The sequence below is a fragment of the Bacillus sp. FCW2 genome, assembly GCF_021228595.1.
Taxonomy (GTDB): Bacteria; Bacillota; Bacilli; order Bacillales; family Bacillaceae; genus Bacillus; species Bacillus velezensis.
Map to the genome: position 1 here is coordinate 1079628 of NZ_CP089436.1, position 14165 is coordinate 1093792.

The 14165-nt window shown below is 43.5% G+C and carries 17 protein-coding genes; 11 read left to right on the forward strand and 6 right to left on the reverse strand.

What is annotated here, in order from left to right; translation table 11 throughout:
• Positions 1-95: 95 nt before the first annotated feature.
• A complete protein-coding gene (locus K3G25_RS05415) occupies positions 96-995 on the forward strand; it encodes a LysR family transcriptional regulator (protein ID WP_167408952.1) in 900 nt (299 codons plus the stop codon).
• A 98-nt stretch (positions 996-1093) separates the two neighbouring features.
• On the opposite strand, the gene K3G25_RS05420 is transcribed toward K3G25_RS05415, so the two are convergent.
• From K3G25_RS05420 to sigK, 4 genes are all read right to left on the reverse strand, one after another.
• Positions 1094-1966, reverse strand: a complete 873-nt coding sequence (locus K3G25_RS05420) for an AraC family transcriptional regulator (RefSeq protein WP_182071858.1) — start codon at positions 1964-1966, stop codon at positions 1094-1096.
• Positions 1967-2520: 554 nt separating this feature from the next.
• Positions 2521-3048, reverse strand: coding sequence for a PadR family transcriptional regulator (locus K3G25_RS05425; RefSeq protein WP_065180886.1), 528 nt, complete (start codon positions 3046-3048; stop codon positions 2521-2523).
• Positions 3045-3887 (reverse strand): sialate O-acetylesterase, encoded by an 843-nt coding sequence (locus K3G25_RS05430; RefSeq protein ID WP_232489622.1) that lies wholly within the window; start codon positions 3885-3887, stop codon positions 3045-3047. Before K3G25_RS05430 ends, K3G25_RS05425 begins: the two co-directional genes overlap by 4 nt.
• Before the next feature lie 474 nt (positions 3888-4361).
• Complete coding sequence (gene sigK, locus K3G25_RS05435; protein ID WP_014418430.1) at positions 4362-5087, reverse strand: RNA polymerase sporulation sigma factor SigK; 726 nt, start codon at positions 5085-5087, stop codon at positions 4362-4364.
• Between the two features lie 458 nt (positions 5088-5545).
• Here sigK and K3G25_RS05440 point away from each other — a divergent pair, with 458 nt between their 5' ends.
• Positions 5546-6802, forward strand: a complete 1257-nt coding sequence (locus K3G25_RS05440; RefSeq protein WP_014418429.1) for an MFS transporter — start codon at positions 5546-5548, stop codon at positions 6800-6802.
• Positions 6803-7013: 211 nt separating this feature from the next.
• Here the strand turns inward: K3G25_RS05440 and K3G25_RS05445 are convergent, their stop codons facing one another.
• A complete protein-coding gene (locus tag K3G25_RS05445) occupies positions 7014-7640 on the reverse strand; it encodes a TVP38/TMEM64 family protein (protein ID WP_014418428.1) in 627 nt (208 codons plus the stop codon).
• Between the two features lie 235 nt (positions 7641-7875).
• On the opposite strand from K3G25_RS05445, the gene K3G25_RS05450 reads away from it, so the two are divergent.
• The 3 genes from K3G25_RS05450 (at position 7876) to K3G25_RS20720 (ending at position 9621) form a co-directional block, all read left to right on the forward strand.
• On the forward strand, positions 7876-8610 hold the full coding sequence (locus K3G25_RS05450; RefSeq protein ID WP_014418427.1) for a polysaccharide deacetylase family protein: 735 nt from the start codon (positions 7876-7878) through the stop codon (positions 8608-8610).
• Between the two features lie 69 nt (positions 8611-8679).
• Positions 8680-9411, forward strand: coding sequence for an SGNH/GDSL hydrolase family protein (locus tag K3G25_RS05455; protein WP_014418426.1), 732 nt, complete (start codon positions 8680-8682; stop codon positions 9409-9411).
• A gap of 75 nt (positions 9412-9486) precedes the next feature.
• Entirely contained in the window at positions 9487-9621 is a 135-nt protein-coding gene (locus K3G25_RS20720; protein ID WP_260564654.1) for a hypothetical protein, read from the forward strand.
• Positions 9622-9753: 132 nt separating this feature from the next.
• Here the strand turns inward: K3G25_RS20720 and K3G25_RS05460 are convergent, their stop codons facing one another.
• Positions 9754-9894, reverse strand: a complete 141-nt coding sequence (locus K3G25_RS05460) for a sporulation histidine kinase inhibitor Sda (RefSeq protein WP_014418425.1) — start codon at positions 9892-9894, stop codon at positions 9754-9756.
• 356 nt (positions 9895-10250) lie between these two features.
• Here K3G25_RS05460 and K3G25_RS05465 point away from each other — a divergent pair, with 356 nt between their 5' ends.
• Genes K3G25_RS05465 through yqeK form a run of 6 tightly spaced genes read left to right on the forward strand, consistent with a single transcriptional unit; the run spans position 10251 to position 14148 of the window.
• A complete protein-coding gene (locus K3G25_RS05465) occupies positions 10251-10769 on the forward strand; it encodes a YqeG family HAD IIIA-type phosphatase (protein WP_007408254.1) in 519 nt (172 codons plus the stop codon).
• 2 nt (positions 10770-10771) lie between these two features.
• Positions 10772-11872: a ribosome biogenesis GTPase YqeH gene (gene yqeH / locus K3G25_RS05470; RefSeq protein ID WP_014418423.1), complete on the forward strand. Its 1101-nt coding sequence runs from the start codon at positions 10772-10774 to the stop codon at positions 11870-11872.
• A gap of 19 nt (positions 11873-11891) precedes the next feature.
• Positions 11892-12734, forward strand: coding sequence for a shikimate dehydrogenase (aroE, locus tag K3G25_RS05475; RefSeq protein ID WP_003152856.1), 843 nt, complete (start codon positions 11892-11894; stop codon positions 12732-12734).
• Positions 12728-13018 carry a ribosome assembly RNA-binding protein YhbY gene (gene yhbY, locus K3G25_RS05480; RefSeq protein ID WP_003152858.1) on the forward strand — a complete coding sequence of 97 codons (291 nt, stop codon included), beginning with the start codon at positions 12728-12730 and terminating at the stop codon, positions 13016-13018. Before aroE ends, yhbY begins: the two co-directional genes overlap by 7 nt.
• 10 nt (positions 13019-13028) lie before the next feature.
• The gene (locus tag K3G25_RS05485) at positions 13029-13598 is read left to right on the forward strand and encodes a nicotinate-nucleotide adenylyltransferase (RefSeq protein ID WP_017418182.1); all 570 of its coding nucleotides are present in this window, start codon (positions 13029-13031) and stop codon (positions 13596-13598) included.
• Positions 13588-14148 (forward strand): bis(5'-nucleosyl)-tetraphosphatase (symmetrical) YqeK, encoded by a 561-nt coding sequence (gene yqeK / locus K3G25_RS05490; RefSeq protein WP_014418422.1) that lies wholly within the window; start codon positions 13588-13590, stop codon positions 14146-14148. The genes K3G25_RS05485 and yqeK overlap by 11 nt, the downstream gene beginning before the upstream one ends.
• Positions 14149-14165: the final 17 nt, after the last annotated feature.

A 14165-nucleotide genomic window follows, 5' to 3' on the forward strand; every position in this document is an offset into this window, starting at 1 on the left:
TCATATTCCAATTGTAATTTGTTTCCTTTCATCGGTAAAATAGATATATATGAACTGTTCCATCGGAATTAGTGATGTTCAAAGGGGGAGACATGATGGAAATACGGCACTTAAAAACATTTATAACAATTGTGGAAAAGGGAGGATTTACAAAGGCAGCCGAATATTTGGGTTATGCTCAATCGACTATAACTTCACATATTAAAGATATTGAGCAAGAAATAGGAAAACCGTTATTTAATCGTTTTGGGAAGAAAATGCTGTTAACTGAAGCGGGGGAACTTTTGTTTCCTTATGCAAACGAAATGATCAGGATATCTGAAAAAGTAAAACAAATACAATCAAACGATGAACCGATGGGGACTCTCGTTATTGGTGCTCCGGAATCTTTAACGGTTTACCGTTTACCTCCAATTATTCACGAATTCAAAAAGCTCTTTCCTAAAGTGAAAATAACATTAAAATCATCGACATGCTGGGAATTAAAAAATGATCTCCGAAATGGGAAGGTGGATTTAGCGTTTCTTTTGGAGTACGAACAAGAGGAAGCTGATTTATATATAGAAAAATTGATAACTGAACCAATGATCTTGATATTCCCTGAACATCATCAATTGAAAAATATTCCATTTGATGAATTTTATTTTTCACCTGATGAAGTGATTTTATATACAGAATATGGGTGCAGCTACCGTACTTACTTTGAAGAGTATATGAAACACCAAGGACCGGTTTCGGAGAATACCTTTGAATTCTGGAGTGTTGAGGCAATTAAGCAGTGTGTGATGTGCGGATTAGGAATTTCGTTATTACCGTTGATCACTGTACAAAAAGAGTTGAAAGAAAACAAATTAAGTGGATTGATTTTGAATGAAACACGTATTTTAACGCAGATGGCTTATCATAAAAAAAGATGGCATTCCTTAGCGATGGCTGAATTTATAAATATCGTAAAAAAACATGCGGAATTATGGAAAAGAACTCAGACTTTATAGTCGATGCTCATTAAAGTTTTCGAGTCGGTGCAAAAAGAGGAGGGAATGAGACCCCTCCCTTAAAACCTTCAATTCCTCTAATTTCATTATAAGATATATTACTTTTTTGAAATGGGGATCCAAATTTCACTTTTAAAAGATGGCGATGTTACATCTTTATGCTCGTTCCATAGGATTTCTGGGCCTTCAATTTGTTCATAATGTGACGATGGAAACCATTCGGAATAAATCCGCCCCCATACTTCCTGCAGTGCATCCGGAAATGATCCGGCTGCTTCGAATACAGCCCATGTTGAGGCAGGGACTTCAAGCTGTGATAGGTGATTTGGGCAATGTTTCGTTGTGGCTGCGCCAATATAGTGATCAAGCTCTCCTGTTTCCTCTGTCCGGCCTTCAGAAAAGTTCGTGGATGCACTAATGAGTCCTACAGGCGCTACATTAGAAAGCTCTTTTAGTTGATTGATTGCTGCTTCATCTAAACTTTCCCACATCGATGCAATGTCAGGATTCACGCCTTTAAACAAAATAGGGACTCTTTTTTTAATGCCGACGATGCGAAATGCCTCTTTTTCTTCAATGCGATAGTTCATTTCATTTCCTCCTTTGATTGATAACTGGAAGGTCATTCGCGGATAAGCTTTAAGTGAATGGCCATTATGTTTAGCTTCTGATGGTTTTATGCCATGCAAATTTTGAAATGCTCGTGCAAAAGAATCTGGTGAGTGATAACCGTATTTTATTGCAAGATCAATCACCTTTACGCTGCTGTCTTTAAGTTCAAAAGCTGCAAGAGTAAGACGTCTGCGGCGAATATATTCCGATAATGAAATACCTGTAAGGAAGGAAAACATCCTTTTAAAATGATATTCAGAGCAGAAAGCAAGCCTTGCTGCTTCTTTGAAATCAATATCGTTCGTGAGGTTTTCTTCAATATACGTTAATGCGCTGTTCATCCTTTTAAGCGAATCCATTTATTTGACCTCCTTTAACAAAAGAATAACAGGAGCGAAATGTATCTACCCGACATTTCGTGCACAGTTTTGCAGGATAACTTATATGTAATAAATTAAGTTATTCACCTGTATTTGTACAGATAAAGAAAACACCTAATAACTGCTTGGGTTTCATAAGATGAAAGAAGTTATCATTGTTTTATCAATTACCTTTAACAAAACTTTCTCTATTGAAAAGAAAGAGGAAGTGATTCCTCTTTAAGGGAGATCACTTTTACTTATTCGACGAAAGCAGCAGTTTAGCGGACGAAGGAGAAAAATCAGTTGCCTTACTTGAATACTAAATAGGTGTAAAAAAAGCGGTTATTCATACGGATTGAAAAAGAAGAACACGCAGCAGATTCACTTGCTCTTGTTTGGGGCAAGTGTTGACAACCCTATACTGGTTTAATTAAAGAAGGAGTATAAAACCTGTATCAATGGTGTTACTAGATATCTGCGACACAGGTTTTATATGTAGGTAACTAATATTCTGATATATGTAACATTGCATTTTTTTATTATGCAATAGTTCACTCTATTTCTGCTTTCAATTTTTCGAACCACTCTAAATTAACCAAGTGATGTGAACGGGAATTTTCATTCATGCGGCGAAAGTAATTGATTGTGCCGGGAATTTCTTGAGTGATGGACAGGTATTCATCAAGAAGCTCGATTCGAGTTTTAGTCTGATCGATTTGTGATTGGATCAGATCCAGTAATTTATTTTTGTCGAATTCATCGGCAAAGAGTAACGCCCCATAAAATTGCAGGTTCACATATTCCGATTTGGTGCCGTATTTGATCATTAATTTTTCGAATTCTGCCCTTCCTGAATCTGTGACTTTAAAGTTGCGGATTTCACGCCCGCTGGTTGAGGGTTTCTGCTGAATCTGTTCAATCAAACACTTTTCTTCAAGTTGCTGCAGATTGTAATAAAATGAACCTTTCGTGAAGTTAACAATGTATTTGTAATGACGTTTTTCCATTAAAGCCAGAAGTTCATAGCCGTGAGCTCCGGGGTTTTGGATGAGCAAGCCAAGGATAAGTAAGGGAATCATGGTTTCATCACCTTCGCCATCCGCGCCTCAAATTCCGCGTACGTGATTTCACCCGAAGCCAAATCCATACTATGAAGGTAAATCTGTTCTGTTTTAGAATAGTCACCATGCACTTTCAGTGATTGCTCCTCTCCCGAAATGGGTTTCAGGATATGGTGCTTTTTCGAAAAAGCCTCGAAATAGCGGTAACCGAATTTGCGTTGTGAAGCTGCGTCTAAATGAATGCCATCAGGATTCGCAGTCAAACCTGCCGCAGTAACAAAATAACAATTCTGTTGTTCATTAGCAAAACGCAGCAATTGTTCATTAACCTGTCGAAATTCAGTCGCGTGCTGTCCAAAATCGGTCTTCCCAAGAAAGTCACCAAGCCCTCCAATAATCAACGGTACCTCATCAAGTTTCAACTCGTTTCTTAGCGTCTCGATGATAAGAGTTAATTTCTCGTAATAAGTTTCATGCAGCGAACGATAACTGTCACTCTCACCTTGGTGCCAAAGGATTCCGCAAATTTGACTGGACTGGAGGGCGAAGCGGGCTTCGGACAAAGCATGCTGAAAAAGGATGCCTTCCGGATGCCAGTCATTCAATGAACTGCCGCCTTCCGCACACGGGATCAAGCCAATTTCTTCATCGGGATGAGCTTTCGACCATGCATCTGCAAAAGATGCCGCCAGGCCAACGCCGGAAACCGGACGGTCGTAATTAATCGGCTCTGTCATCATCTGCCACTGTCCATTGCGCAGCATTTTTATTTTTTCATTATAGATAGGGTCTGCTTCATTCAAAAATCCACGGCCCGCCATATTCGACTGCCCCAACATTAAAAAAGACTTTATCATCTAATTTTTCACTTCTTTACATCAATATTTTAGTCTAATTAGACTATAGTCAATTCAGGTTGTCTTGTAAAGTTTCAACTAGGTTTTATTTTTATTATTAGTATGTATGAAGAACAAACTAACATTGAACATTTGGTGGATGTATTTGAGAAATAGCAAGTTCTTTTGCTTTAGGTCTTGATAAACAATGAAAAAACAACAAAAACCCTGTTATGTAAGGATTCCTACGAGGTTCAAAATCATTTTTCATAGGAAATACATTCAATGATGGGGGTGTAGCCCAAATGAAATGGATTGGTAAAAAGGGAGGGCTGTGTTGAAGGGGTTAAATATCAATAAAAAATTATTAAAAAGGTTAACGATTGTACCAATTCTATTCATTTGTTATGTTTTATTTTTAAATCCTGAAGTTATACTTGAAGAGCGATGTCCTAAAATGCAGAAAAAGCCGGGATGTCAGATCCGGCTTTTCGCTCACTTTCCCTTCGACTTCTTCCGCTTCTCCTTCTCCGCCCGGTAAAACTCATGAAACATCTTCATCAATGCGCGTTTTTCAATCCGCGACACATAACTCCTTGAAATGCCGAGCTCCTTTGCGATTTCGCGCTGCGTTTTTTCTTTTTTTAGATCAAGCCCGAAGCGGCCGACGATGACTTCTTTTTCGCGGTCGTCTAAAATGTCGATATATTTTTTGACCTTTTCAAGTTCCATGTTGAGCTGAATGGTGTCGATCACATCCTCGCTTTCCGACTTGAGGACATCGATCAGGCTTATTTCATTCCCTTCTTTATCCTGGCCGATCGGATCATGAAGGGAGACGTCTTTTTTCGTTTTTTTCAATGCGCGCAGGTGCATTAAAATCTCATTTTCAATACATCGTGCGGCATATGTGGCAAGCTTCGTGCCTTTTCCGGCTGAATAGCTTTCAATTCCTTTGATCAGCCCGATTGTACCGATGGAGATCAGATCTTCTGCGTCCTCTCCCGTGTTTTCGAATTTTTTCACAATATGGGCGACTAAACGGAGATTATGTTCGATCAGCATGTTGCGGGCGTGTTCATCTCCTTCAGCCATAAGGTCTAAGTATTTTTTCTCCTCATTATTTGAGAGCGGTTGTGGAAAGGCATTATTTTTCACGTATGATACTAAAAACACAAGTTCTTTCACAATAAACCCGAGCGCTGCAAAAACACCTGTCACCGTCCTCACCTCCACAAAGTTATGTAGGCAATCGCCTATATGTAACTGTATGTGTCGGTAGGGCTGTTTGTGTCTGTACAGGGAAATTAATCAAAATCGGGTTTTATTTCTCACAGCCTCTTGATTTTTGCTGATTGAGCCTGTATATTGTTAAAAAAAGTAAGGGTAAAAACAATATAACCGAAAAGCGCTGAAGAGACGAGTAGACAGATATCATTCATGACAGAGAGCTCCGGGAGCTGTGAAGGAGTATGAATGGATGTGTTGAAACAAACCTCTTAGCTTCGCATCGGAATCATGCAACACGAGGATGATGCGGCGGATACTCCTGTTACCGAGTAAGCTTTGTACCCGGCATGGCCGGCACCAAACCGAATTGAGGTGGCATAGCGGGCTGTTTCCCGTCCTCAAGACTTTATTGTCTTGAGGGCGTTTTTTATTTCTAAGGGAGGGATAAGATGAAAAACCTGAAGTCTTGGCGGTACCCGATGTTTCTGTTAACCGGAATCGGGATAGCAAATATTGGTGAATGGATTTATTTTTTGTCTCTTAATCTTATTGTCTTAAAAGAAACGGGGTCTGCTTTTGCGGTTTCCATCCTTTATTTAATCAGGCCTGCGGCTGTTTTGATGACAAATGGGTGGGCGGGCAGCATCATCGACCGGTGCAACAAACGGAATATGATGATGTCGCTTGATTTCATCCGGGCTGCATTCATTGCCGTTCTGCCGCTGATGTTTACTGCACGGTCTTTATTTTCCGTTTATTGTATTGTATTTTTGATTCAAATGGCCAATGCGATGTTTCGTCCGTGTTCCATGGCGTATGTGACGATGCTTATCCCGGCTGAAAGGAGAAAACGATTCAATTCACTAAGGGCTTTGTCGGAATCAGGGGCTTTTCTCCTCGGTCCGGCTGCGGCCGGGCTGCTTTTTATCGCCGGCACGCCGATTTTTGCGATTTGGGTGAATGCGGCGGCTTTAGTGCTGTCCGGGTTCATCACGATGATGCTGCCGAACCTTGAAAATGAGCCTCACGTACATTCTCCCAGACAGAAGCTTTCTTTGGCAGTGTACAAAGAAGATTGGAAGCTCGTCTATCGCTTCAGCCGAACGGCGCGAAACGTCATGATCATTTATTTTTTATTCAGTCTGGTCATGACCGTTATGCCATCCGCGCTTGATTCGCTTGAAGCCGCTTTTGCAAAAGAGGTTCTTCAGCTGACTGATGCCGATTACGGTTTTCTCGTCAGTGTCTCAGGGGCAGGCATTATTGCGGGGGCGCTTGTCAATGTGTTCTTTAATAAAAAAATGCCGGCTTCTTTATTGATGGGAATGGGCTCTTTATTCACAGCGGCCGGATATATGATTTATGCGTTTTCTGACGTTTTTTGGACGGCTGCTTTCGGATTTTTCCTTCTCGCTTTTTTTCTGGCGTTTGCCAATACAGGCTTTCTGACGTTTTATCAAAAGAATGTTCCGGTGGACATCATGGGGAGAGTGGGGAGCTTTTATTCATTAGTCGAAGCTGTCTTCATTATAGTGGTAACGGCGGTTTTCGGAGCGGCTTCTGTCAGTTCGTCCGTCCGCGGCATCGTCATCGCAGGCGCTGCTGTTATGCTGGCGTTGGCAGCCGTTTTATGCTCGTTCTTATTTGCGGCCGCAAAAAGGAGGACTCCTGATGTATTTCAAGCGGATCAATGTAAACAAACATAAAGAGACGGCCGTTTCATTTCGTGAGGATTCGTTTTTCGTCAGCTTTTCAGAGCGAAGGGTGTTTCGGAATATCACCTGAGAGTTTCGGGGGCAATAAAGCGGCTCTGTCATTTTACAGAAAGAAAAACATGGAGTGATCGGTTCAGAATGTAACGGAAAAGTTCTCAGAATGAGAGGAGCCGTACCGCCGGAATAGGGGGCGGTACGCGCTTCATTTTTTCGTTGTTTTTAAAAGGCCGGGAAACTTCTTATAAATGACCGCCATTAAGACGAGCATATACATTCCGTAAATCCCGAAAGACAGCAGTTTGTTGCTTGTAAATGAAGCGCCTGCGACGGTCACGATCACAATGTTCGGAATTTTGCCGAGCACCGACGCAGAAAAAAAGATCGGCCATCGGATATGACTCAGCCCGCAGACGGTATTCATGGCAAGCGACGGTATAATCGGAATCAGCCGTCCGAAAAGCACCGCCGTAAACGCGTGCTGATGAAATGAATCTTCATATTGGGCCGCGGCCGGGTAAGCCAGCAGCTTTTTTCTGGCCCAGTCTCTGAATCCGTACCGGACGAGAAAAAACAATGCCATTGTTCCGAGCATTGCGCCTGACAATGTAATCCACACCCCGTTTACAATCCCGAAAACCGCTCCGTTTAAGGCCGCGATAATGGCGAATGGAACGATCGGAAAAAATACGTCAGCTGCGACCAGAAGGATACTCATAAGCACGGCGTACATGCCGCCCGCGCGAATCATGCTGAGCCAGACGTCTTTTTGCATAAAGCCGATCATCACGACAGCAATGATGACGGCAAGACTGAATCCCTTTTTTATCATCTGCACGTTCACCTCTTTTCAAATAGTATACAGCACAAATCTATCTCCTTCTATTAAAATAAGCTGTCCGATAAGCGTATTTGATTTATCAGCATTTGCCGTTTGATGAGAAACGGCTGCACCCGGATTTGGACAAAAACAAGCGGGAAGCGGGTGATGTGCATCATTTGATGCAGAGAATGATTTTTTATAAAAGGGGACACGTTAACAGTAGTGTTTACTGGAGGTGTAAACGTTGAGATGCTTTCATCTGATCATCATGATATGCGTCCTCACGAGTCTCACTGCCGTGTCCGCCGATGCGAAATCTTTAAAAAGAAGTGACATGGAGAAGACGGGAAACGTGTACTGGGATATAAGGTCTGAAAAAAAGAAACTATCTTTAACCTTCGATGACGGCCCCCATCCTGTCTATACGGAGGCTGTGTTAGACGTGCTGAAACAGTACAATGTGAAAGCAACCTTTTTTTGTGTCGGGAGCCGTATAGACAAATACCCCATAACGGCAAAACGCATCGTTGAGGAAGGGCATGAAATCGGCAACCATACGATGAACCATGTTTATTTTCACCGTCTGAAACGCAAAGACATTTTACAAGAGCTTCACAGCTCAGCGCATCATATCACATCGCTGCAGCCGGAAGGGGACAAGTTATTCCGCCCGCCGGGAGGGTCGCTGAATCATACGGCTTTCAAAAGCATCTTAAAAGAGGGCTATCATATCATCATGTGGTCATGGAACCAAGATCCGAGGGACTGGAAAAGGCCCGGGAAAGGAAAAATCGTCAGGCACGTTGTTTCACATGCCAGAGATGGAGATATCGTTCTTCTGCATGACGGCGGAGGAAACCGGCGCCAGACGGTTGAGGCTTTGAAAGAAATCATTCCCAAGCTGAAAAAGCAGGGCTACACGTTTGTTAAGGTTTCGGATTTGATCGGACAGGATTCCGGCCCTTTTCATATCCAGTAAAGAGAGCGCCGCGTTGAAAGCCGCCAAAGAGATGTGTACCATAGGAGGTAAGGTTTGGGGGGAGAGAAAATGAAGTTTGCTGTTCTTTTTATTACGATAATCTGTCTGTTATCAGGATGCGCCGCGGGCAAAGAGAAAAGTGTTGTCGCGTTCGGCGACAGCAATACGCGCGGTTCCAACTGGGATTATCGTGATTATCCGAAGGCGCAGCAGTGGGTAAACATGTTAAAAACAGCGGAACGCGGCCGTCTTACGGTTATAAATGCGGGAATAGGCGGCCAGACGACTGAGGATGCGCGCCTGCGCTTTCAAAGCGACGTGCTGAACCGTAAGCCCCAATATTTATTTATCATGTTCGGAACAAATGATGCGGGCATTTTGACGGGCGATCAGCCGCGGGTATCAAAGAAACGGTTTAAAGAAAACCTGACTTATTTCATAAACGAAAGCAGAAATCACGGCATAAAGCCGATTTTAATGACGTGCATCCCGGTTATAGAAGGAAACGGAACGCATCATCTCTATTACTATTCGAGATATAAAGCCTCAGCCTTTAAAGAAAAAGGCGGCGCGAGAAAATGGCATAATTCCTATAACGGCGTTACGAGGCAGGTTGCAGCTGAGTTGAAAGTGCCGCTGGTGGATAACTGGAAACACTTTATACGCGCGGACGGCGGCAAAGATACAGACCGGGCGCTGATCCAATCCGGACTGATAGATCCCTCCGGAAATCATATGACGCCAAAAGGCGCCAGAATCTTAATTGAAGGCATAAAAAATGGGCGGGTTTTGGAACGCTGACGCCGTCAGCTGCCTAAACCGTTTTGCTTCTGCTTCATAGGCTGTAGAAAAAACATCTTTTTGGAGGCGATTGCTATGAAACGCGGTTTCCCTCCGCAACATCCTGTATGCCCGCCTCCTCGGGTGAATGCGGGGTACTGGTACGCATTTTTTGTTGTGCTGCTCGTCGTCATTCTCGTCCTGGGCGGTCTGTATTGGTTCAATATATAGCAGCCGTCCTCTTAAACACCTCTATTTTAGGGGTGTTTTTTGTTGAAAGTGGTAGTAATGCGTATAACCGAAGTGATATAATATCAGTCATCTGAGTAAAAAAAGGAAATTCGCCCGGAAATTTTTTTCTGTTTAAGAGGAAACGGAAATAATGTGTCCGAGCGATCTTCTTTTGATTTCGTTTTCAATTAACTCGATAAATTCACGGCTCAAATTCATTTCAGTGGCTTTGAAATAAGATTCTATTAGTAATTCATCAGAAAGCTTTCTCATGCCGGGGACCCAATTAATGGGAGTGGCACCTCCTTACAATTGTAATCAATCATCAGACGCAAGCATATGATGGAAGGTTGCGTTTCAATCATGGTGAGGTTATCTTTAATCTACCATGAAATACAAATAAGAACAATCGTTCTGTTATCCACACTCGTAAGTGGATAACTTGTTAGTATCTTGTTTATAATCTGGATAAATCCGGATGTAATAAGAGTGGATAATGTGTGTAATTTTATCCACAACTGGTGAAGAAACCCAATTTTTGTCGAAATTTTTTTACTGAGTCCGACTTTGTTTTTAATCTGACAGGTTTCGACATATAGATGATAGAAAGAAAAGGAAGGGTGCGGGTTTTGTTAAAAAAGTTTTTTTTACCTGACGAATTTGTGAAAAATATATTTCATATCACACCGGAAAAGCTCAAAGAACGCAATGTGAAAGGGATTATTACAGACCTTGACAACACGCTTGTGGAGTGGGACAGACCGAGTGCGACACCTCGATTGATCGAGTGGTTTGAAGAAATGAAGGAGCACGGCATTAAAGTCACGATCGTCTCCAATAATAATGAACGAAGAGTGAAATTATTCTCGGAGCCGCTTGGCATACCGTTTATTTATAAGGCAAGAAAACCGATGGGACGCGCCTTTAAAAGAGCCGTCAGCAGCATGGATCTGAAAAAAGAAGACTGTGTGGTCATCGGCGATCAGCTGCTTACTGATGTTCTCGGCGGAAACAGAAACGGGTATCATACGATCCTCGTCGTGCCTGTCGCTTCCTCTGACGGAGTCATGACGCGCTTTAACCGCCGGATTGAACGGAGAATATTGAGTTCTTTGAAACGTAAAGGCCATATTCAGTGGGAGGATTAGAAATGGAAAAGGTTGTTTGCATCGGCTGCGGAGTAGCGATCCAGACCGAGGATAAACAAGGTCTCGGATACGCGCCAAAGGCATCGCTCACGAAAGAGAATGTCATCTGCCAGCGCTGTTTCAGACTGAAAAATTACAATGAAATTCAAGATGTTTCATTAACGGATGATGACTTTTTAAATATCTTGCACACAATCGGCGATACTGACTCTCTTATTGTCAAAGTCGTTGATATTTTTGATTTTAACGGAAGCTGGATAAACGGGCTGAACCGCTTTGTCGGCGGTAATCCGATTATTCTTGTCGGTAATAAGGCCGATATCCTGCCGAAATCCGTAAAACGGGAACGCCTCGTTCAATGGATGAAACGCGAAGCGAAAGAATACGGCTTAAAACCCCTTGATGTCTTTTTAATCAGCGCTTCCCGCGGACAAGGGATGAAAGAAGTCATTGACGCCATTGAACATTACCGCGAAGGCCGCGATGTGTATGTGGTGGGCTGTACCAATGTCGGCAAATCCACATTTATCAACCGGATTATTAAAGAGGTTTCAGGGGAAGAGAATATTATTACCACCTCTCAATTTCCGGGCACGACACTTGACGCGATTGAAATCCCGCTTGATGACGGATCTGCGCTTTATGATACGCCGGGAATCATTAACCATCACCAGATGGCGCATTACGTGGACAAGCGTGACTTAAAGGTGCTGACACCGAAAAAAGAACTGAAGCCGCGCACTTTTCAGCTGAATGAAAAACAAACGCTTTATTTCGGCGGGCTTGCCCGGTTTGACTATGTATCAGGCGATAAAACGGCGTTTGTCTGCTATATGCCGAATGAATTGATGATTCACAGAACAAAGCTTGAAAATGCTGATGCCTTATACGAAAAGCATGCGGGAGAACTGCTTACCCCGCCCGGAAAAGATCATTTGGATGAATTTCCGGAGCTTACGCCCCACACGTTTACGATTAAAGAAGGAAAGACGGATATCGTTTTTTCCGGTCTCGGCTGGGTCACGGTGCAGCAAGCAGATAAAAAAATAACGGCATACGCTCCGAAAGGCGTACACGTATTTGTCCGCCGTTCATTAATATAGAGAGAAGGGGAGAGGGAGCATGAAACAATTGTACGGAGTAATCGGAAATCCGATCGGGCATTCAATGTCACCCGATATTCATAACGCGGCTTTGCAAGATAAAAACATCAACGGGCAGTATTTTGCGTTTCAAGTGGAACCCCATCATCTCAAGGACGCCGTTAACGGAATCAAGGCGCTTGGCATCTGCGGAGTGAACGTCACAGTCCCGCATAAAGTCGCGATCATGGAGCATCTGGATGAAATACATGAAAGCGCGAAAGTACTTGGGGCCGTAAATACCGTCAAAAGAGAGGGAGACAGGCTCATCGGGTATAATACTGACGGAGATGGGTTTTATAAATCCTTAGTCAAAGTATTGGACAAACCGATATCAGAGCTCTCCATCCTCATGATTGGGGCGGGAGGAGCGGCAAGAGCGATTTTTACGACGATCGTCCGCAGAGAGCCGAAACAATTTGACGTTTGCAACCGCACGCCGGAAAAAGCAGAAAGTCTGATTGCGGCTGCTCCCTCTTTTCAGCAGAAACGCGCCCTTACTTTAAAAGAAGCTGAAAATCAGCTTGAACAATATGACGTCATTATTCATACAACATCTGTCGGCATGTATCCGAAAACGGATGCCGTGCCGCTCTCATTGGAACGGGCCAAAACGGGCGCCATCGTTTGTGATATCGTATACAACCCGATTCAAACGGCGTTCTTAAAAGAAGCTGAAAAAAGAGGTTTAACAACCCTTGACGGTGTCGGCATGTTTGTGGAACAGGCCGCACTGTCTTTCAAGCTGTGGACGGAACAAGAGCCTGACAGCGGCTTAATGAGAGCGATTGTTGAAGGAAAACTAGGAGGAACACAATGTTAACAGGAAAACAAAAACGGTTTTTGCGTTCAAAAGCGCATCACTTAACGCCTATTTTTCAAGTGGGAAAAGGCGGAGTCAACGAAAACATGGTAAAACAGATTGCCGAGGCTTTAGAAGCAAGAGAGCTGATTAAAGTCAGCGTGCTTCAAAACTGCGAAGACGATAAAAATGATGTCGCAGAAGCCCTTGTGAAAGGCAGCCGCTCACAATTGGTGCAGACGATCGGAAATACTATCGTATTGTATAAGGAATCAAAGGAAAATAAACAAATCGAGCTTCCGTAAGGTGGTTGACATGAAGAAAATCGGAATATTCGGGGGCACATTTGACCCTCCGCACAACGGACATCTTCTGATGGCTAATGAAGTCCTTCATCAGGCGGAGCTCGATGAGATTTGGTTTATGCCAAATAAAATCCCTCCGCATAAGCAGAATGGAGACTTTACAGACAGCCGGCACCGGGTGGAGATGCTGAAGCTTGCCATCAGCTCTAATTCCGGCTTTAAGCTTGAGCTTGCGGAAATGGACCGGAAAGGCCCTTCTTATACCTATGATACCGTCCGTTTGCTGAAGGAGCGGCACCCGAACGACAAGCTTTTCTTTATTATCGGGGCGGATATGATTGAATATCTGCCGAAATGGTATAAACTGGACGAACTGCTCACGCTCATTCAATTTATCGGAGTGCGGCGCCCGGGGTATCATATTGAGACCCCGTACCCGCTGCTTTTTGCCGACGTTCCGGAATTTGACGTTTCGTCAACGATGCTGAGAGAACGTCTCAAAGCAAAAAAGCCGACGCAATACTTAATGCCGGATAAAGTGAGGCAGTATATAGAGGAGAATGATTTATATGAATCGTGAGGAAGCACTTGCCTGCGTCAAAGAGCAGCTGACCGAGCATCGCTACATCCACACAATCGGCGTGACAGATACGGCGGTTATTCTCGCAGGCCGGTTCGGAGCAGACCCGAAAAAAGCGGAAATGGCGGCTATTTTTCATGATTATGCGAAATTCCGGCCGAAAGAAGAAATGAAGCAGATCATCGTGCGGGAAAAAATGCCGGCTGAGCTCTTGGATTACAATGCCGAGCTGTGGCATGCCCCTGTGGGAGCGTATCTGGCTGAGAAAGAAGCGGGGATCACTGATCCTGAGATCTTGGATGCAATCCGCTATCACACGTCAGGGCGTCCCGGAATGACCCTTTTAGACAAAGTCATTTACGTTGCGGATTACATTGAACCCGGCCGCCATTTTCCCGGAGTGGAAGAGGTGCGCCGTCTGGCGGAAACGGATCTGAACGAAGCGCTCATACAAGCAATGAAAAATACAATGATATTTCTGATGAAAAAAAACCAGCCGGTCTTTCCGGAGACGTTTGCAACCTATAACTGGCTGGTGTCTCAAAATTGACAGGAGGAATTTGAAGA